At 69.2% G+C, this 19,854-nt stretch carries 16 protein-coding genes; 9 read left to right on the top strand and 7 right to left on the bottom strand.

The window, feature by feature from the left end:
- Window positions 1-72: 72 nt before the first annotated feature.
- The 5 genes from G6048_RS37065 to G6048_RS37045 all read left to right on the top strand — a co-directional run bounded on the left by G6048_RS37065 (window position 73) and on the right by G6048_RS37045 (window position 6,138).
- Window positions 73-1,458, top strand: a complete 1,386-nt coding sequence (locus G6048_RS37065; protein WP_165343986.1) for a class II fumarate hydratase — start codon at window positions 73-75, stop codon at window positions 1,456-1,458.
- A 73-nt stretch (window positions 1,459-1,531) separates the two neighbouring features.
- A complete protein-coding gene (gene fomD, locus G6048_RS37060) occupies window positions 1,532-2,224 on the top strand; it encodes a cytidylyl-2-hydroxypropylphosphonate hydrolase (protein ID WP_165343985.1) in 693 nt (230 codons plus the stop codon).
- Window positions 2,225-2,538: 314 nt separating this feature from the next.
- Entirely contained in the window at window positions 2,539-4,671 is a 2,133-nt protein-coding gene (locus tag G6048_RS37055) for an ATP-binding SpoIIE family protein phosphatase (RefSeq protein ID WP_206342586.1), read from the top strand.
- 387 nt (window positions 4,672-5,058) lie between these two features.
- The gene (locus tag G6048_RS37050; RefSeq protein ID WP_165343983.1) at window positions 5,059-5,538 is read left to right on the top strand and encodes a hypothetical protein; all 480 of its coding nucleotides are present in this window, start codon (window positions 5,059-5,061) and stop codon (window positions 5,536-5,538) included.
- 90 nt (window positions 5,539-5,628) lie between these two features.
- Window positions 5,629-6,138 (top strand): hypothetical protein, encoded by a 510-nt coding sequence (locus tag G6048_RS37045; RefSeq protein ID WP_165343982.1) that lies wholly within the window; start codon window positions 5,629-5,631, stop codon window positions 6,136-6,138.
- Window positions 6,139-6,263: 125 nt separating this feature from the next.
- On the opposite strand, the gene G6048_RS37040 is transcribed toward G6048_RS37045, so the two are convergent.
- The 3 genes from G6048_RS37040 to G6048_RS37030 all read right to left on the bottom strand — a co-directional run bounded on the left by G6048_RS37040 (window position 6,264) and on the right by G6048_RS37030 (window position 9,959).
- Window positions 6,264-6,740 carry a hypothetical protein gene (locus G6048_RS37040; protein ID WP_165343981.1) on the bottom strand — a complete coding sequence of 159 codons (477 nt, stop codon included), beginning with the start codon at window positions 6,738-6,740 and terminating at the stop codon, window positions 6,264-6,266.
- A gap of 161 nt (window positions 6,741-6,901) precedes the next feature.
- Window positions 6,902-7,162 (bottom strand): hypothetical protein, encoded by a 261-nt coding sequence (locus G6048_RS37035; RefSeq protein WP_165343980.1) that lies wholly within the window; start codon window positions 7,160-7,162, stop codon window positions 6,902-6,904.
- A gap of 439 nt (window positions 7,163-7,601) precedes the next feature.
- On the bottom strand, window positions 7,602-9,959 hold the full coding sequence (locus tag G6048_RS37030; protein ID WP_165343979.1) for a transglycosylase domain-containing protein: 2,358 nt from the start codon (window positions 9,957-9,959) through the stop codon (window positions 7,602-7,604).
- A gap of 385 nt (window positions 9,960-10,344) precedes the next feature.
- On the opposite strand from G6048_RS37030, the gene G6048_RS37025 reads away from it, so the two are divergent.
- The 4 genes from G6048_RS37025 to G6048_RS37010 all read left to right on the top strand — a co-directional run bounded on the left by G6048_RS37025 (window position 10,345) and on the right by G6048_RS37010 (window position 14,569).
- Window positions 10,345-10,869 carry a PadR family transcriptional regulator gene (locus G6048_RS37025; RefSeq protein ID WP_165343978.1) on the top strand — a complete coding sequence of 175 codons (525 nt, stop codon included), beginning with the start codon at window positions 10,345-10,347 and terminating at the stop codon, window positions 10,867-10,869.
- Window positions 10,866-11,552 carry an ABC transporter ATP-binding protein gene (locus G6048_RS37020; RefSeq protein ID WP_165343977.1) on the top strand — a complete coding sequence of 229 codons (687 nt, stop codon included), beginning with the start codon at window positions 10,866-10,868 and terminating at the stop codon, window positions 11,550-11,552. The genes G6048_RS37025 and G6048_RS37020 overlap by 4 nt, the downstream gene beginning before the upstream one ends.
- Entirely contained in the window at window positions 11,549-13,882 is a 2,334-nt protein-coding gene (locus tag G6048_RS37015) for an ABC transporter permease (protein WP_165343976.1), read from the top strand. Before G6048_RS37020 ends, G6048_RS37015 begins: the two co-directional genes overlap by 4 nt.
- 165 nt (window positions 13,883-14,047) lie before the next feature.
- Window positions 14,048-14,569, top strand: coding sequence for a carboxymuconolactone decarboxylase family protein (locus G6048_RS37010; RefSeq protein ID WP_165343975.1), 522 nt, complete (start codon window positions 14,048-14,050; stop codon window positions 14,567-14,569).
- 9 nt (window positions 14,570-14,578) lie between these two features.
- Here the strand turns inward: G6048_RS37010 and G6048_RS37005 are convergent, their stop codons facing one another.
- The 4 genes from G6048_RS37005 to G6048_RS36990 all read right to left on the bottom strand — a co-directional run bounded on the left by G6048_RS37005 (window position 14,579) and on the right by G6048_RS36990 (window position 19,767).
- Window positions 14,579-16,000 (bottom strand): AI-2E family transporter, encoded by a 1,422-nt coding sequence (locus G6048_RS37005; RefSeq protein WP_165343974.1) that lies wholly within the window; start codon window positions 15,998-16,000, stop codon window positions 14,579-14,581.
- A gap of 146 nt (window positions 16,001-16,146) precedes the next feature.
- Entirely contained in the window at window positions 16,147-16,851 is a 705-nt protein-coding gene (locus tag G6048_RS37000; protein WP_165343973.1) for an aggregation-promoting factor C-terminal-like domain-containing protein, read from the bottom strand.
- Window positions 16,852-17,268: 417 nt separating this feature from the next.
- Window positions 17,269-18,594 (bottom strand): PhoH family protein, encoded by a 1,326-nt coding sequence (locus G6048_RS36995; RefSeq protein WP_165343972.1) that lies wholly within the window; start codon window positions 18,592-18,594, stop codon window positions 17,269-17,271.
- A gap of 399 nt (window positions 18,595-18,993) precedes the next feature.
- Window positions 18,994-19,767, bottom strand: coding sequence for an isoprenyl transferase (locus tag G6048_RS36990; RefSeq protein ID WP_165343971.1), 774 nt, complete (start codon window positions 19,765-19,767; stop codon window positions 18,994-18,996).
- Window positions 19,768-19,854 lie beyond the last annotated feature (87 nt).

Raw genomic sequence — 19,854 nt, 5'->3', positions numbered from 1 at the left:
CCCCAGGTGGGGTCTGGGGCGCAGCCCCAGGGGACGGGAATGGGTAGGGGCGGCGGGGGCGCTATACCCCCCATGACCGACTACCGCATCGAGCACGACTCCATGGGCGAAGTCCGCGTCCCCCCACACGCCAAGTGGCGGGCCCAAACCCAGCGCGCCGTCGAGAACTTCCCCATCTCCGGCCAGCACATCGAGCGTGCGCACATCGAAGCGCTCGCCCGGATCAAGGCCGCCGCCGCCACGGTGAACGCCGAGCTCGGTGTGGTCGACAAGGACATCGCGGAGGCCATCCAGGACGCGGCCGGCGAGGTCGCCGAGGGGCGCTGGGACGAGCACTTCCCGGTGGACGTCTTCCAGACCGGTTCCGGCACTTCCTCCAACATGAACACCAACGAGGTCATCGCGACCCTCGCCAGTGAGCGGCTCGGCCGTGCCGTGCACCCGAACGACCACGTCAACGCCTCGCAGTCGTCGAACGACGTCTTCCCCTCCTCCATCCACATCGCCGCCACCGCCGCCGTCACCCGCGATCTCGTGCCCGCCCTGGAACACCTGGCCGCGTCGCTGGAGCGGAAGGCCGAGGAGTTCGCCGACGTCGTGAAGTCGGGGCGTACGCATCTGATGGACGCGACACCCGTGACGCTGGGCCAGGAGTTCGGCGGATACGCGGCCCAGGTGCGGTACGGGATCGAGCGGCTCGGCGCCTCGCTGCCGCGGCTGGCCGAACTGCCGCTGGGCGGTACGGCCGTGGGCACGGGCATCAACACCCCGCCCGGGTTCTCCGCCGCCGTGATCGCCGAGGTCGCGCGGACGACCGGGCTGCCGCTCACCGAGGCGCGCAACCACTTCGAGGCGCAGGGCGCGCGGGACGGGATCGTCGAGACGAGCGGGCAGTTGCGGACGATCGCGGTCGGGCTGACCAAGATCGCGAACGATCTGCGCTGGATGGCCTCGGGACCGCGGACCGGACTCGCCGAGATCAATCTCCCGGACCTCCAGCCCGGTTCGTCGATCATGCCGGGCAAGGTGAATCCGGTCATTCCCGAGGCCGTGCTCATGGTCGCCGCCCAGGTGACCGGAAACGACGCCACCGTCGCCGCGGCGGGCGCGGCCGGAAACTTCGAGCTCAACGTGATGCTTCCGGTCATCGCGAAGAACGTCCTGGAGTCCGTACGCCTCCTCGCGAACGTCTCCCGGCTGCTCGCCGACCGGACCGTGGACGGGATCACCGCGAACCGCGAACGGGCCCGCGAGTACGCCGAGTCGTCACCGTCCGTGGTGACGCCGCTCAACAAGTACATCGGGTACGAGGAGGCCGCGAAGGTGGCGAAAAAGTCCCTCTCCGAGCGCAAGACGATCCGCCAGGTCGTCCTGGAGTCCGGGTACGTCGACCGAGGCGATCTCACCCTCGAGCAGCTGGACGCGGCGCTGGATGTCCTGGGGATGACGCGCCCGTAACACCTTGCGGCCAGGCGCGCGAACCGTGACGCGCGCCGCAGCGTCGTATGGGCAAGGCACCTAAAATCCGGCCATGACAGAGGGTGGAGCGGTGGCAGACGTGCAGACGGGCGGAACGGCGGCGTTCTGGACGCCCGGGAGCCAGATCCTGTGGCGGTACCGGGAGAACGGCGGCCCGCGCGTCCACATCTGCCGTCCCGTGACCGTCGTACGGGACGACGCCGAGCTGCTCGCCGTATGGATGGCACCCGGCACCCAGTGCGTGCGGCCCATGATCGCCGACGGTACGCCCCTGCATGTGGAGCCGCTGGAGTCCCGCTACACCAGGCCGCGCACCGTACAGCGCGACCGCTGGTTCGGCACGGGCGTGCTGAAGCTGGCGCGGCCCGGTGAGCCGTGGTCGGTGTGGCTGTTCTGGGAGCCGGGCTGGAAGTTCAAGAACTGGTACGTCAACTTGGAGGAACCGCTGGTCAGATGGGCCGGTGGGGTCGACTCCGAGGACCACTTCCTGGACATCTGTGTGTACCCGGACCGGACCTGGGGCTGGCGCGACGAGGACGAGTTCGCGCAGGCTCAGCGAGACGGCCTGATGGGTCTTCAACTGGCCGAAGATGTACGGGAGGCGGGGCGGTCCGCGGTGGAGGTGATCCGCGCCTGGGGCCCGCCGTTCTCGGACGGCTGGCAGCACTGGCGCCCGGATCCGGCCTGGTCCGTGCCGTCGTTGCCGGACGACTGGGACCGTACGCCCACTCATGTGTCCACATGAGACCCTTGTTGCGCCCCCGTGGTACAACCGTAGGATCGTCCTCCGCAAGGGCTGCACGGCAGCAACAACTCCCGCGGCATGCGCTGGGCTTGACCGTACGTCACCGAGGGGCGGCAGGACGTGAGCGAGGGGTACGAGGGGTACCGTCGTACGGCTGGGAAACGGCTGGACGGGCTGTCCCGGTCGGCGTCGCCGGCCGGGCCCGGCTCTGAGAGCCTGTCTGAGCACGTGGGAATTCCGTTCCTGGGACACGTAATCCGGGTATCGGCATTCCTGCGGGCCAAACCGCACGCATGGCACGCAGCCCCGGACGGATGGATTCGACACGCGTGACGGAGCACCCCAACTCCCACGAGGGCCACCAGCCAGGAGCTGCCGGGCCCACCGCCCCCGCGGACCCCCGCGGGGCGCTGCTGCGTACCCCGGAGCCGCCGGCCCAGGGCTGCGGTTCCAACGCTTTACCGGCACAGAGCGGTCCGCTGGGCTCCCCCGCTTCCGCCGAAGCCCGCTCCGCCGCCACCGGTACGCCCGCGGGCGGCCATGGCACGCCCGCTCCCTCCGACGGCCACGGCCCGGCCGGGACGCCCGCGCCCGCGGGTCCCGAGCACTCCCAGCCGTCGGCCGCCGAACCCGATCCGCACCGGCCGCGCCCGGTGCCCGGATCCATTCCGGCGCAGTCGGAGGCGCCCGCCGTGCCGGACCGGCGTAAGGGGCAGAGCCCGGCGCCCGGTACGCCCATGCCCATGCGGCGGGACGGCGACCGGCTGCGTTTCGTGGGGGCCGCGACCCGGCGGATCGCCCGCGGCATAGACCTCGACGAGATCGTGATGGGCCTGTGCCGGGCCACCGTGCCGACCTACTCGGACGCGATCCTCGTCTATCTGCGCGATCCGCTGCCGGTCGGCGACGAGCGGCCCACCGGGCCCGTCGTCCTGCGGCTGCGGCGTACGGACCGGATCCCGGAGGACCGGGACACCGAGGGCTTCCTGCTGCCCGCGCTGCAGAGCGAGCCGGACCTCGGCGCGACCTCCGAGCTGTGCGAGGTGCGGCCGGGCGGCGCGCTCGCCGAGGTGCTGCGCGGCGTACGGCCCGTCTTCGCGGACGCGCCCGCGGCGCGCGCCGCGCTGCCCGAGCTGATCGGCGAGGAGCTGACCGTTCCCGGCGGCCAGCGCGCGATCCTCGCCCCGCTGCGCGGCCGCAGACGCGTGATCGGGGCGGCGCTCTTCCTGCGCCGCCCCGACCGGCCGGCCTTCGAGGCCGACGATCTCCTCGTCGCGGCCCAGCTCGCCACGCACAGCGCGCTCGGCATCGACAAGGCGGTGCTGTACGGCCGCGAGGCGTACATCGCCGACGAGTTGCAGCGCACGATGCTGCCCGAGACGCTGCCGCGCCCGACGGGTGTGCGGCTCGCCTCGCGCTACCTCCCGGCCGCCGAGACGGCGCGGGTCGGCGGCGACTGGTACGACGCGATTCCGCTGCCCGGCAGCCGGGTCGCCCTCGTCGTCGGCGACGTGATGGGCCACTCCATGACCTCGGCGGCCATCATGGGCCAGCTGCGCACGACCGCGCAGACCCTCGCCGGGCTCGATCTGCCCCCGCAGGAGGTGCTGCACCACCTCGACGAGCAGGCCCAGCGGCTGGGCACGGACCGTATGGCGACCTGTCTGTACGCCGTGTACGACCCGGTCGCGCACCGGATCACCATCGCCAACGCCGGCCATCCCCCGCCGGTCCTGCTGCACCTGGGCGGCCGGGCCGAGGTGCTGCGGGTGCCGCCGGGCGCCCCCATCGGCGTAGGAGGCGTGGACTTCGAGGCGGTCGAACTGGACGCGCCCGCCGGGGCCACGCTGCTGCTCTACACCGACGGTCTGGTCGAGTCCCGGCTGCGCGACGTATGGACCGGGATAGAGCAGCTGCGCGAACGGCTCGCCGCCACCGCGCAGTTGACCGGTGCGGACCACTCGCCGCCGCTCGAGGCGCTGTGCGACGAGGTCCTCGACATGCTCGGCCCGGGCGACCGGGACGACGACATCGCACTGCTCGCCGCCCGCTTCGACGGCATCGCGCCCAGCGATGTCGCGGTCTGGCATCTGGACCCCGAGGAGACGGCACCGGGCCGGGCCCGGCGGCTCGCCCGGCGTGCGCTGTCCCGCTGGGACATGGAGGAGATGAGCGACTCCGTGGAGCTGCTCGTCAGCGAGGTCGTCACCAACGCCGTGCGCTATGCCTCACGGCCCGTCTCGCTGCGCCTGCTGCGCACGGACGTACTGCGCTGCGAGGTCGGCGACGACGTACCCCAGCTCCCGCGGCTGCGCCAGGCGCGCGCCACGGACGAGGGCGGACGCGGCCTGTACCTGGTGAACAGGCTGGCCAGGCGCTGGGGCGCGACCCGGCTCAGTACAGGCAAGGTGGTCTGGTTCGAGCTCGGGGTGCCGTCCGCTTCGTAGCGGCGCGGGGGTAGGGGCACAGGGGGCGCGGTCCCCGGTCGGCCGACGGCCGCGGTGCCGCCCTCAGCACACCACGGACACTTCCCGCACTCCTGCCGCGGCCGTCCCTTCTTTCCACCCGCTTCCGCGCAGCGGCCCCGGCCGCACGAGCGCCTCCCGTACGGCCCCCTCGACCGCGGCCATCCCTCCCGGCTTCCTTGCGGCGGCCCCGGCGCTCCATCGGGCGGCACGCACGCGGTGCGGCGCGGGCGGTACCGGTCGTTGGCCTGTCTGAGTGGAGTTGCGGCGATGGCGCGCAAGGCGCGTTGTGCGGTGGGGTTCCGGCGCATGGAATGACTCGCCGGGGCTCAGGTTCGGGCACCCGCAATCAGATCTCCGGGAGGATGCATGCCTTCTGCCACTGTCCGCCGCGCCGTCACCGCCGGCGCCCTGACCACCGCATTCGCTCTTTCGCTGTCCGTACCGGCCTCGGGAACGGCCAAGGCCAACGACAACGACATCGTGCGGATGCAGTTCACGGGCTACACCACGATCGACACAAGCCCAAGGTTCGTCGAACCCGGCGACAGCTGGACCACCTACCTGGACCTGTACACCCCCAAGAAGAAGTTCGCCGGCGACGCCAGCTCGCGGTGCACCGCCATCGAAGCCGATGAGGACCTGCTGACCACGCAGTGCTCACGGGTGCTGCGCCTCAAGAGCGGGACAATCAGCCTCCACGACACGATTACCCGCAAGAACGAGAAGCCCCTCACCGCCAAGACCGCCATCGTGGGCGGCACGGGCCTCTACAACGACGCCGAGGGAGAGGGCTACATCACCCTGAAGGGCGACCACATCCACTTCGACCTTCACGTCGATGACTGACCGGTGCACCTCGCCGCAGGAACGACCTGCGTGGAATGACTCGCCCATGCTCCAGAAGGCCTGGGGCACTTTCTTCGGCCTGGAGGTTCCGTGATCAAGTCGGCTGTCCGTGGTGTCGTCGTCACCGCCCTCACCACCACGCTCGCCCTTCTTCCGACGCTGGCACAGGCCGAGGAGACGGGCCAGGACGACAACGAGAGGCTCAGACTGACGGGCGTCACGTGGCTCGACACGACGCCCGAGAGCATCGAGGTCGGTGACAGCTGGGCGACCCGTCTGCAGCTGTACACCGAGAAGACGAAGAAGACGGACAAGAAGCAGCCAGGCAAGAAGCAGCTGCAGTACGTCGGTGACGGTGGGTCGGAGTGCGGCGCGGTCCGGGTTCATAAGAACCACGTGACCACGCAGTGCGAACGCACGCTGCGTCTGAAGCAGGGGACGCTGACGCTCAGCGACATGATCACCTACAACCCGAAGGCGGGCGTGACGGCCAAGACCGGCATCATCGGCGGCACCGGCAAATACCTCTCCGCCTACGGCGAAGGCTCCATCACCCTGAAAGGTCGATACGTCCATATTGACCTACTCGTCGAAGAATGACGCCGGGCATATCTGACACACCCGATCGGTGCGGGAGACGCTGTGCGCGTCCCCGCACCGATGTCGTTTCCGCCACCCTCCCTCATGTGCCGTCACTTCACTCACGTGCCGTCATTCACGTGCCTTCACTCGCTTATACCGGAGGTCTTCTCAACGAGGCGAGTGAACACTATGAGCACCCCAAGGGCGGGAGGAAGGCTGGCCAGCGTCCACAGGACAAAGAATCCCCCCATCCCCCCGACCAACATACGCAAGGGCGTCGGTGCGTCCTCGGGAACTCCGGCCACCACCAGGAGGCAGATGGTGGACAGGATGCCCATGGCAATCACCGTGAAGAACGGCCACAGGTAATTGGTGATGGGCAGGATGCGCGCTTTTCTCGCCTTTCGCAGAAAGGTGTTGTCACAGGCGCGCGTAATCATCGCCAGGATGGCGAACACGGACCCGATGATGACACCCACCATGGAGACGGCGACGCCCAGCGCCTCCTCGATCGGCAGGTCGCCGTCATGCCCGAGCCAGGCGCCACCCGCCCCACCCAGGGTCGCGAACAGCGGCTCCCCCCACCACCAGCTCCGCAGGCTCACGTGTACGAGCTTCACGAACTCCTTGAAGTACTTGTCTCCCAGAGTTCGTCCGCTGGGTTCCCCCGGGTACGAGTGGTCATTCTGGTTTCCCGTGTTCATGAAAGCCCCCACCCGCTGGCGGCCGCTCTCACTGAGCCGCGTTTTCGCGGCTCAGTTCCTCGTCGAATGCACCCTCCTCACCGGCGGTGCGGGATTCCGTCATCGCCACCCTTGCACTTTTCCGCTTCTACTTCCGAGCCGTACGAACTCATGTCACGTATCGCGTCGTACAGCGACGCGCAGCGCTCGACGGGAGGATCCGCCACTGATTCGGCTTCGGAAACCCCAGCGGTGTGGTCGGGGCGGGCCGGATTGACCTCCGGTTCACGCGGGAGGCCGACGATGAAGTCGTGCGTGCCGACCGTGCGCTCAGCGAGCTCTCGAAGAGAACGATCCATGGCTCGTCCAACCTTTCGTCTGCGTGCCGGATTGCGCCGCCCGGAATCGGCAAAACATGTGATCGACCATACGCTCGTGCCACCGAATGGTCCCGCTATAGCGACATTTGGGTGAATTTCGGGTGAACGCGGTGATCTGCTTAGCCCTACGGCGTCCCCCGCGTTGCCGACGGCCGACGAGGAGCGTTTGCTGCTGGAGTGGACACGGCAGCGATCTGCGGACCGTCGGCTGCGGCTCCGCCGCGTGCGAGGCGTGCTGCCCGCGCGACGGAGCCGCACAACGCTGGGGCGCGACCCGGCTCCGTACGGGCAAGGTGGTCTGGTTCGGACTGAACCGAGGCTGTCCGCTCGGGCGGCACCCGGCGCTCGCCAAATGCCAGAAACCCCGCGCCTCTGAAGGGGCGCGGGGCACTGTTTCGCTACGGGACCACCGGGTTCGCTACGGGACCACCGGGCCCGTGTCCGCGCCGCCGTCCCCGCCGCCTCCGTCGTCCGGGGGCGACTCGGGCGGTGGGACCGGGTCCTGGCTGGGCTCGTCGGGCGACGGCGGATCGATGGGCTCGTCCGACGGCGGATCCGCACTGGGCTCCGGCGCCGGCTGCTCCGGCTGGCTCGGGGGCTGCGGTGCGGGCTCTTCGGGCGTCGGCTCCTCGGGCGTCGGCTCCGGCTCCGGGGGAGGCGGCGGGGTGAACGTCGGCTGGACGCCCGAGCCCTGCTCCGTCTCCAGGTCGAACTTGCTGACGTCGCCCATCGCGTTGAAGGTGTACGCCGCCCAGATCGCGGCCGGGAAGCCACCGCCGTTGACCCGGCCGCCGCCGGCCGCGCCCTGCAGCGAGACCTGACTGAACTCCTTGACCTTCACAGGCTTGTCTTTCCCGCACCGCGTGGTGCCCGCCTTGGCCGCTTCGCCGAACAGGCCCACCGAGGTGACGAGTTTCGGGGTGTAACCGGTGAACCAGGCCGACCTGTTGCAGTCGGACGTACCCGTCTTGCCCGCGACCTGCTGGCCGTCACGCGCCGGATTCTCGCGCACCGACGTCCTGGCCGTACCGTCGTCGACCACGCCGGTGAGGACCGACGTGACCGTGTCGGCGGCCTCGCGGCTGATGACCTGGTCGCCGATCGCGTCCGGGAGGTCGACCGTACGGTCCTTGTGCTCGACGCTCTTGATCACGGCGGGGGTGACCTTCTCGCCGTGGTTGGCGAGGGTCGCGTACACCCCGGCCATCTCCATCGGGCTCGCGCCCATCGTGCCGAGGGTCTGCGCGGGCACGGCCTGCATGTCCGCGCCGTCCATGCCGAGATCGCCCGCGGTCTTCATGACCTGGTCCATGCCGACGTCGACGCCCATCTGCGCGAAGACGGAGTTGATGGACTTGTTCATCGCCGTCTGCACGGTGACCCGGCCGTAGTCGACGTCGTCCTCGTTCGGGGGCTTGAACCCGACCTTCTTGCCGTTGTCCGTGACGGGACGCTTGCTGGTGCCGTCGTAGACGGTGTCCGCCGTGATCGGCGTGCCGTCCTGCGTCTCGGCCTCCTTCTCCACGGCGGCGGCGAGGATCACCGGCTTGAAGGTGGAGGCGGGCTGGTAGTCGGTACGGGTCGCGTTGTTCGTGTAGTGCTTCAGGTAGTCCACACCGCCGTACAGCGCGACGACCTTGCCCGTCTTCGGGTCGACGGAGACGGCTCCGGCCTGGACGTCGGCGTCGATCTTGCGCTTCTCGGCGTCCAGCTTGCTGGTCAGCTGCGATTTGACGGCCTTCTCGAGCTGCGCCTGCTTCTTCTGGTCGATGTTCAGCGTGATGGTCCAGCCGCCCCGGTCGACCAACGCCTTGGCCTCGTCCGCGTCGGTGGCCGTGCCCTGGGCGATGAGCTGACGCTCCAGCTGCCTGTTGGCCGCCTCCACGAGATAGCCCCTCTGGCCTTCCAGGCCCGGCGCACCCTTCGGCGCCTTGGGCTCGGGGAACTTCATGTCGTCGCGCTCGGCGGGATCGAGCTCGTTCATCTCGACCATGTTGTTCAGTACGTATGCCCAGCGCTGCTTGACGAGTTCCCTGCCGGTGTCCGTCGCAACCGCCCAGTCGTACTGGCTCGGGGCCTGCAACACCGCGGCGAGGTAGGCGCCCTGCGCCACCGTCAGTTTGCTTGCGTCGACGCGGTAGTACGCCTGGGCGGCGGCCTGGATGCCGTAGGCGTTGCGGCCGTAGTAGCTGGTGTTGATGTAGCCGGCGAGGATGTAGTCCTTGGACTTCTGCCGGTCCACCTTGAGCGAGATGACGAGCTCTTTGAGCTTGCGAGTGACGGTCTGGTCCTGGTCGAGGTAGTAGTTCTTGACGTACTGCTGGGTGATCGTCGAACCACCCTGCTTGCCCTTGCCGGAGAGCGTGTTGATCAGACCGCGGGTGGTGCCCTTGAAGTCGACGCCGGCGTCTTTGTAGAAGGACTTGTTCTCGGCGGCGACGAAGGCCTGCTGGACGGGCTTGGGGACCTCGGCGAGGTCCACGATCTCGCGGTTCTTGTCACCGTGGCGCGCGAGGGTCGTCTTGCCGTCGCTGTACCGGTAGATATTGCTCTGTTGCTGCGCCGCCGCCGTGGCCGCGCTGCCCTTGGGCACGTCGATGAGCAGATACATCACGACAAAGGCGGCCATACCGAGCAGGCAGAGGCCGAAGAACGAGCCCAGGACCTTCTTCCAGGTGAAGAAGCGGCGTATGCCGCCGCGCTCGTCGGAGCGCTTCGGGGCGGCACGGCGGCGGCCACCGCCCTGCCGCGCCCGTCTCTCTTCCGCTCTTCCCATGGGTCCGATCCGCTCCGCTTCGCCTTCAGTGTCCGTTCAACTCACGCGTCACACAGGTTCGCCAGTCAAGTCAGCTCAGCAAACTAACACCACGCGTTGTGACATAGGACTGCCGATCCGGTCTTTTCCGGACGTGACAATCAGCACCCGTCAACAACCGTCTCAAAGGAATCGACGGCCGAAAGGGGTAGAAGGTTGCCCCGCACGCGTACGTGTGAGCCGTCTCGCGCCGGACGGCTCAGGCCCTCCCGGCCCACGAGGGCACCCCCGGCCCGTGTAGCAGAACCGTGACAATCGGCCCCGACCTGCACTCCCGTACGCCCTGCCGTGGTCTACACACAGCGCGTATACACGCGGTGTATACGCGCTGTGTAGAGTGCTCCGCATGTCCATCGGTCACACCCTTCTGGGGCTCCTGGAGTCGGGACCGCGTCACGGTTACGACCTGAAGCGGGCCTTCGACGAGAAGTTCGGTCACGACCGGCCGCTGCACTACGGCCAGGTCTACTCGACGATGTCGCGCCTGCTGAAGAACGGCCTCGTGGAGGTCGACGGGGTAGAGGCGGGCGACGGTCCGGAGCGGAAGCGGTACGCGATCACCGAGGCCGGCGTCACCGACGTCCAGCGGTGGCTCGCGACGCCGGAGAAGCCGGAGCCGTATCTCCAGTCGACCCTCTACACCAAGGTCGTCCTCGCGCTGCTCACGCACCGGAACGCCGTCGAGATCCTCGACGCGCAGCGCTCCGAGCATCTGCGCATGATGCGGATCCTCACCGACCGCAAGCGCAAAGGCGATCTCGCCGACCAGCTGATCTGCGACCATGCCCTCTTCCATCTCGAGGCCGACCTGCGGTGGCTGGAACTCACCGCCGCTCGCCTCGACAAGCTCGCCGAGGCGGTGATCCGATGACCCCCGAAGGTTCCCTGCTCGCGGCCGTCGACCTGCGCAAGACGTACGGACCGACCACCGCGCTGGACGGCGCGGAGTTCTCCATCCACCCCGGCGAAGTCGTCGCGGTGATGGGCCCGTCCGGCTCCGGAAAGTCGACCCTGCTGCACTGTCTCGCCGGGATCGTGACGCCCGACTCCGGCTCGATCACGTACGACGGCCAGGAGATGGCGACGATGAACGACGCCCGGCGCAGCGCGCTCAGGCGCTCGGAGTTCGGCTTCGTCTTCCAGTTCGGCCAGCTCGTACCGGAGTTGAGCTGCGTGGAGAACGTAGCCCTGCCGCTGCGTCTGAACGGCACCGGCCGCAAGTCGGCCGAGCGCACCGCCCTGCAGTGGATGGAGCGCCTGGAGGTCGACGACCTCAAGGGCAAGCGGCCCGGCGAGGTCTCCGGCGGCCAGGGGCAGCGCGTCGCCGTGGCCCGCTCGCTGGTCACCAGCCCGCGCGTGCTGTTCGCCGACGAGCCCACCGGCGCGCTCGACTCCCTCAACGGTGAGCGTGTCATGGACCTGCTTACGGACGCCGCCCGGTCCGCCAACGCCGCCGTCGTCCTCGTCACGCACGAGGCCCGCGTCGCCGCGTACTCGGACCGCGAGATCGTCGTACGCGACGGGAAGTCCCGGGACATGGAGCGCGTCGTATGAGCTTGCGTCAGTGGTCGCGCGACCTCGGTATGGGCTTCAGGTTCGCGTTCACCGGCGGGCGTGAGAGCTGGGGGCGCGTGCTGCTCACCGCTGTCGGTGTCGGCCTGGGGGTGGCACTGCTGCTGCTCACCACGGCGATTCCGAACGCGCTGCAGGTCCGGAGCGACCGCGAGTACGCCCGTGCCGACAGTACGTACAGCGGTCAAGCCATTCCTCCCCGGGCCGACAACACCTTGCTCGTCGCGGACGTCGACACGGAGTTCCGCGGACAGGGCGTCCGTGGGCGGCAGTTGGAGCCCGAGGGGTCCAAGGCGCCCTTGCCGCCCGGGGTGGGGAAGTTCCCGGCACCGGGCGAGATGGTGGTCTCGCCGGCGCTTCAGGAGCTGCTGAACTCCCAGGACGGCAAGCTGCTGCGCGAGCGGCTGCCGTACCGCGTCACCGGCACCATCGGCGAGACCGGCCTCATCGGCTCGGCCGAACTCGCCTTCTACGCGGGCGGCGACGGACTCGGCCCGAAGGTCAACGGCAGCGCGGTCACGCGCATCGACACCTTCCAGCCCAGGAAGGCGCCGTCGGAGCGGATGGACCCCGTCCTCCTTCTGCTGGTTCTCGTGGTCTTCGTGGTGCTGCTGATGCCGGTCGGTGTCTTCATCGCCGCGGCCGTGCGCTTCGGCGGGGAACGGCGCGACCGCAGGCTCGCGGCACTGCGCCTGGTCGGCTCCGACAGCCGGATGACCCGGCGGATCGCCGCGGGCGAGGCTCTCGCGGGAGCATTGCTCGGGCTGATCTTCGGCATCGGCTTCTTCTTGATCGGCCGTCAGATCGCGGGCTCGATCGAGCTCTTCGACGTCAGCGTCTTCCCGAGCTACCTCAACCCGACGCCCACCCTTGCCCTGCTGGTCGCGATCGCCGTCCCGGCCGCCGCGGTGGGGGTGACGCTGCTCGCACTGCGCGGGGTCGTCATCGAGCCGCTCGGCGTGGTGCGTACGGCCCGGCCCGCGCGGCGCCGGCTGTGGTGGCGGCTGCTGCTGCCACTGGGCGGACTCGCACTGCTCTACCCGATGATCGGGCAGGGCCGGACCAACGGCGACTTCAACCAGTTCATGGTGGTCGGTGGTGTCATCCTGCTGCTGGTCGGCATCACCGCGCTGCTGCCCTGGATCGTCGAGGCGGTCGTCGGGCGCCTCGGCTCCGGCGGCGTTGCCTGGCAACTGGCCGTACGGCGCCTCCAGTTGAGCAGCGGTACGGCGGCCCGCATGGTCAACGGCATCGCGGTGGCGGTGGCAGGGGCGATCGCCCTGCAGATGGTGTTCTCCGGAGTGTCCAACGACTACACGGAGGACACGGGCCAGGACGTCTCCCGCGCCCAGATGACGGTTCGCCTGCCGAGCAAGGTTCCGCTGGCGGAGGCCGACCGGCAGTTGAAGCAGACCAAGGGCGTACGGCACACGCTCGCGCTGTCCGACGGTGCGGTGGCCGACCGGCGGAAGGAACCCGTGAACGCCGCGAACCTGACCGTCGGCGACTGCGCGGCCCTGCGTCAGGTGGCCAAGCTGCCCTCGTGCCGCGACGGCGACGTCTTCACCGTCCAGAACGCCGAGTACGACACGGCCACGCCGAAGCTGGGCAAGCCCGGCAGGAAGCTCTACATCGACCCGTCCTACAGCACTTCCCGGGGCAAGGAGGTCGTCTGGACGATGCCCCAGGGCATCAAGCAGGCCGCGCAGGGCAAGGACCCGACAGGCTGGGCGCGCGAGGGCATCCTCGCCACCCCGGGCGCCCTGCCCGCGAAGGCCGCGCCCGCCATCTCCGGCGGGGTCTACGTCGGGCTCGACGAGTCGGTGCCGGACGCCCGCGAGTACGTACGGAACACGGCGGCGCGGCTCGATCCGCTCGCGGACTCCACGGCCATGGCCGCGACCTCGGAGGCTCGGCGCTTCGAGTCCATCCGTACCGGCCTGTTCGTCGGCGCGGCCTGCGTCCTGCTCCTGATCGGGGCGAGCCTGCTCGTCTCCCAACTGGAGCAGCTGCGCGAGCGCAAGAGGCTCCTGTCCGCCCTGGTCGCCTTCGGTACCCGGCGCCGCACACTGAGCCTGTCGGTGCTGTGGCAGACCGCCATCCCGATCACGCTCGGCCTGGTCCTCGCCTCGGCGGTGGGCCTGACGCTCGGCGCGGTCCTGCTGAGGATGGCGAGCACGCCGGTACGCGTCGACTGGTCGAGCGTCCTCGCGATGACGGGCATCGGCGCGGGAGTCGTCCTCGTGGTGACCCTCTTCAGCCTGCCGCCGCTGCTGCGGCTGATGCGGCCGGAGGGCTTGCGCACGGAGTAGTGCAGGGGGCTCCGCCCCCTACGACCCCCGCTCCTCAGACGCCGGAGCGGCTGAAAGGCGGCCGGAGGACTGCGAACCGAGCCGCTACCAGGGCTCCGCCTCCTGTCCCGCACTCCTCAACGCCGGAGGGGCCGATTCTCAGCCCCTCCGGCATAGTGTTGCCGCATGGCTCTCGAGATTCCCGATTACGCCAAGGATCTGCGGCGGAACCTCGACTCCGTGATCGGCGACAGCCCGCTGCCCCCGCAGCGGCTTTGGGGCACGGTGCTGGCCTGTGCGATCGCCTCGCGCTCGCCCCTGCTGCTGCGTGAGGTGGCTCGGGAGGCCGCCGGGAAGCTCTCTCCCGAGGCGTATGCGGCCGCCAAGTCCGCCGCCGCGACCATGGCGATGACCAACGTCTTCCACCGCACCCGGCATCTGCTCTCCGACCCGGAGTACGGGAACCTGCGGGCCGGTCTGCGTACGAACGTCCTCGGTCACCCGGGAGTCGACAGGACGGACCACGAGTTCTGGTCCCTCGCCGTGTCCGCCGTCAACGGCTGCGGCGACTGCCTCGACTCCCATGAGCGGGCGCTCCGCAAGGCGGGCGTGGACCGCGAGACGATCCAGGAGGCGTTCAAGATCGCCTCGGTGATCCATGCCGTCGCGGTCACGCTGGACGCGGAGGCCGTACTGGCGGAGGAGTAGCCCCGGTTGCTACTCCGGCCCCGGCTTGTCCGAAGGCGGCGCCTCCGCCGGAGCCGAAGTCGGACCCGTAGCTGGGCTCGGACCCGGGCCCGGAGCCGGAGCCGTCTCCGGCGCAGGACCCGCCCCCGGAACACGACCCGCCCCCGGCGCCGCGTCGGTCGCCGTCGCCCCGTGCGGCGCCGGAGAGTGCCGTAGCGACGCCTCACGGGAGTGTGCGCGCAGGTAGCCGACCACCGTGTTCGTCACGGCGACCAGCGGCACCGCCACCACCGCGCCGCCGATCCCGGCGACGAGGCCGCCCGCCGCGACCGCCAGCACCACCGCGAGGGGGTGGACGCGGACCGCGCGGCCCAGGATGAAGGGCTGGAGGATGTGGCCCTCGATCTGCTGGACCGCCAGCACGACGACCAGGGTCATGACGGCCGTGAAGACGCCCTGCGTCACCAACGCGACCACCACCGCTAGCGCCCCCGACACGACGGCGCCGACGAGCGGGATGAACGCGAACAGGAAGATGAACACGGCGAGCGGAACGGCCATCGGGACATCGAGGAAGAAGATGCCGAGACCGATGAAGACGGCGTCGATCAACGCCACAAGAACCGTGCCGCGGACGTAGGCGGTAAGCGTCCGCCAGGCGCGCGGGCCCGCGCCCGCGACGCCGGGACGGGCTGCGGCCGGGACGAGCTTGAGCGTCCACTGCCAGATGCGCTTGCCGTCGTAGAGCAGGAACAGCGTCGAGAACATCGTCAGGAGGATGCCGGTCAGCGCCTCGACGATGACCGTGACGCCTTCCAGGCCCGCCGAGGTGATCTCGTCCGTGTTCTCGCTGATCGCCTCGCGCAGGTTCTGCGCGATGTCGTTGATCTGGTCCTCGGTGACGTGGAAGGGGCTGTTGAGCAGCCAGCGGCGCAGTTCGTCGATGCCGTCCTGGATCTCGTCGGAGAGGTTGTCGATGTTCTCCATGACCTGCCAGGTCACGAACCATCCGATGAGCCCCATGATGACGAAGCCGAGGATCGCGGTGAGCGCGGTGGCGAGCCCGCGCGGCACCCCGTACCCATGCAGCCGGGCCACCGTGGGCTGGAGCAGCGCGGTGATGAGCAGGGCCGCCACGAAGGCGAGGACGACGAGTTGTACGGCGCTGATGATCCGCGTCAGCACCCAGAGGGTGCCCGCGAGGACGAGCAGCCGCCAGCCGGCCTCGGCGGCGACCCGCATCCCCCACGGCACGGCCGCCGCGGGATCGAGACGGGAAGGGACGACGGCAGGGGCGTACGAAGGCGGGGGCGGTACGTGCTCGGGAGCGGGAGCCTCGGAGTCCTCCTGGACGTCCTTCTCGGCCTCGGCGCGACGCCGCTCCTCCAGGCGCTCTCCCATGCGGGTGAACCCGGCACCGACGCGGCCGAGCCACCCTGGCACTCGCGACATGATCCGTCCTTTTCCCCCTGAGCCGCCCACCACTCCCCCCGGAGTTGTCGCGTCCGACCGTACATGCCGAAAGCCCCTCACCGAAGGACGGTGAGGGGCTCTTCAAGGTTGAGCGGCGGTCCGCTCGGGACCGGGCCGTGCCGGGCTCAGTACCAGTTGTTGGCCTGCCAGAACTCCCATGCGCCGCACGGGCCGCCGTACCGGTCTTCCATGTAGCCGAGGCCCCACTTGATCTGGGTGGCCGGGTTGGTCTGCCAGTCGGCGCCTGCCGAGGACATCTTGGAACCCGGGAGCGCCTGCACGAGGCCGAAGGCATCGGAGGTGGGGTTGTCCGCCTGGTAGTTCCAGCTGGACTCGTGGTCCACGATGTTGCTGAAGCACTGGAACTGGTCCGCCGGGACGATCTGCCGCGCCATCGACTGGACTTCCGCGATCGTGTACGACGACTGGGGCGCGAAGCTGGACGGGTCACGCGTGGCGGAGCGGCTGGCGGCCTCCTTCTTGGCCTCCTCGCGCTCCTTCGCCTCCTGCGCGGCCTTCTCGGCGGCCTTCTGCTTGGAGACGGCGTCCTCGGCGGCCTTCTTGCGCGCGGCTGCCTCGGCGTCCTTCTTTGCCGTGGTGTCCGCAGCGATGGCCTGAGAGTCCGCCTGCTGTGTCAGGGACGCGGTCTGCACCTGGGCCTGCTGGCCCGCGGGGAGGTCGGCGAGAAGCGTCGAGCTGCCGACGAGTGCCTCGGCATCTTCCGACGGGGTCTGCGTGGTATTACCCGAGGCAACACCGACGACACTGCCGACAGTGGTGACCGCGGTGGCCGAGGCCACTGCGAATCCCCGGACCGAAATCCGGCTCACACGGTTTCCTTCCAGCATCGTCCGCCGCGGTGACCCTGGCGGACGCAATCGTGCCCCTGGCACTGGCCTCCCAACAGCGGGGTCACGGGAGGCACGGGCCCGGTGGGCAACTCCCTTGCGGGGAGCGCCGCTTGGTGCTCGGGCGGCATACGACGACGTTATGGAGTTCTTGGGGTGCTTCTGTTGTGCCGTACCGCTGGGGGTACAGGTGTGTCGTATGCGGGGCCTGACAGGACTGAGACTCTGCCGTAACCCGACGGCGGGAGGCAATTCTGTGGTGCGTGTGAAAGCTCACACCTTGTTTGGCCCAGGAGTTTTCGGAAACCCGCACACGCCGAGGCGCCGCCCAACTAAGCTCACTGCCTTTGCTGGACGGCGCCAACTAGCGCGTAACCGCTATGAAGTTGAGCACTTCGGTCAGATCTGCCCGTCCTCCAGCATTTCCGTCACCAGTGCCGCAATCCGGGACCTCTCGGACCGGGTGAGGGTCACATGCGCGAAGAGCGGATGACCCTTCAGCTTCTCGATGACGGCGACGACTCCGTCGTACCGGCCGACCCTGAGATTGTCCCGCTGGGCCACGTCATGGGTCAGAACGACCCGTGAATTCGCGCCAATACGGGACAGAACGGTCAACAGGACGTTCCGCTCGAGGGATTGGGCCTCGTCCACGATCACGAACGCGTCGTGGAGGGACCGGCCGCGGATGTGCGTGAGCGGCAGGACCTCCAACATGCCGCGCGCGGTGACCTCTTCGATGACCTCACGGCTGGTGACCGCCGACAGCGTGTCGAAGACCGCCTGCGCCCAGGGGCTCATCTTCTCGGCCTCGGTACCGGGCAGATAGCCGAGCTCCTGCCCGCCCACCGCGTACAGCGGCCGGAAGACCATCACCTTCTCGTGCTGCCGGCGCTCGAGCACGGCCTCCAGACCCGCGCACAGGGCCAGCGCCGACTTGCCGGTACCGGCCCGGCCGCCCATCGACACGATCCCGACGTCCGGGTCGAGCAGCAGATCCAGCGCAATGCGCTGCTCCGCGCTACGCCCCTTGAGGCCGAAGGCCTCCCGATCGCCGCGTACGAGACGGACGTTGCCCTCGGGCGTCATCCGGCCCAGCGCCTTGCCGCGCTCGGAGTGGATCGTCAGCCCGGTGTGCACGGGCATCTCGGCGGCTTCGGGGGCGAAGACGTGCCCTTCCTCGAAGAGGATGTCCACCTGCTCACCCGGAAGCGTCAGTTCGGACATTCCGGTCCAGCCGGAGGAGTCCGTGACGGCGAGCTCCGCGCGGTACTCCTCGGCGAGGAGGCCGACGGAGGACGCCTTGATGCGCAGCGGCAGGTCCTTCGACACGACCGTGACATCGAACCCCTCGGCCTGCAGATTGCGGGCGACCGCGAGGATGCGGGAGTCGTTGTCCCCCAGCCGGTAGCCCGTGGGCAGCACGCTGGGGTCCGAGTGGTTGAGCTCGACACGGATCGTCCCGCCCAGGTCCCCGATGGGAATGGGGGCATCGAGGCGGCCGTACTTCACGCGGTAGTCGTCGAGCAGACGCAGGGCCTGCCGGGCGAAGTAACCGAGTTCGGGATGGTGCCGCTTGGCCTCCAGTTCCGTGACCACGACGACGGGGAGCACTACTTCATGCTCGTCGAAGCGGTTCATGGCGTGCGGGTCGGCCAGCAGGACGCTGGTGTCGAGAACATAGGTGCGCCGGTCTGGCATACGGCGCTTTGTGCTGGTCACCACGGAAGGACGTACCCCCTCGGATGAGGTCGGGGAGCGACGGAGAGGAACTGGACCGGTCTCTGGCACCGATGCACGGGCCGAGGACCGGCCCTCCGCTTCGTCCGTACTGACCGCACGGTCGGGCTGGTGCAAAGGGCCTCCCGGGCGGACGGCCCCGTGCCGTCCGCTGAGATACGACACCCGTGGTTCGGGTGTCGACCTGGAGGGCTTATGCCCTGGATGAGGCGCGGCCATGCCACGGCATATGACGGCGAGCGCGTTAACTCCAGATGACATACATCACTGGGCCCCTGCTGGGTCCCTACTGAGTACGCGCTTGAGTACGCCCTTGAGTGCGCCCTGTTGAGGCCCTTTTCCGACGAGTTGCTGACCAGTTGCCGGCGAGCTGCCGGCGGAGGATCAGCCTCCGTAGCGCCGGTGCCGCGCCGCGTAGTCGCGCAGGGCACGCAGGAAGTCGACCTTGCGGAAGGCCGGCCAGAAGACCTCGCAGAAGTAGTACTCGGAGTGCGCCGTCTGCCAGAGCATGAATCCGGACAGCCGCTGCTCGCCGCTAGTACGGATCACCAGATCGGGGTCGGGCTGGTCACTCGTATAGAGGTGCTTGCCGATCATGTCGACGTCGACGTTCTCGGCGAGCCGCTCCATGGAGGTGCCCTTGTCCGCGTGGTCGAGGAGCATCGAGCGGACGGCGTCGGCGATCTCCTGGCGGCCGCCGTAGCCGATCGCGACGTTCACCACTATTCCGTCGACATGGGCCGTGGACTGCTCGGCCTCCTTGAGGGCGGTCTGCACATGCGAGGGCAGGAGGTCCGGCGTACCGACGTGGTGGACGCGCCAGCGGCCGTCGGCGGCGAGGGTGCGGACGACGTTCTCGATGATCCCGAACAGCGGGACCAGCTCTTCCTGCGGCCGGTCGAAGTTGTCCGTGGACAGCAGCCAGAGGGTGACACGCTCGACATCGGTCTCGGAACACCAGCCGAGGAACTCCTCGATCTTGTCCGCGCCGGCACGGTGGCCCTGAGCCGTGGTGCTCCCGGCCGCCTTTGCCCAGCGCCGGTTGCCGTCCATGATGACCCCGATGTGCTTGGGCACTTGGTCGTGGTCGAGGTGGACCTCCACCCTGCGTGTGTAGACCCTGAGCAGCAAGCGGCGCAGGTTGTCGCGCAGGTTCACGTTATTAGTCAGCCCCTCCGTGCAGATGGCGATCCCCCGAGGGCGACACCCTACCGCTGTGGGGGGTTGGGGGGCCTGGGGTGTAGG

Source organism: Streptomyces ureilyticus, assembly GCF_011045025.1.
GTDB classification, from domain to species: domain Bacteria; phylum Actinomycetota; class Actinomycetes; order Streptomycetales; family Streptomycetaceae; genus Streptomyces; species Streptomyces ureilyticus.
Note: the sequence above shows the minus strand (reverse complement) of the source record. Positions and strands in the feature narration are given on the sequence as shown.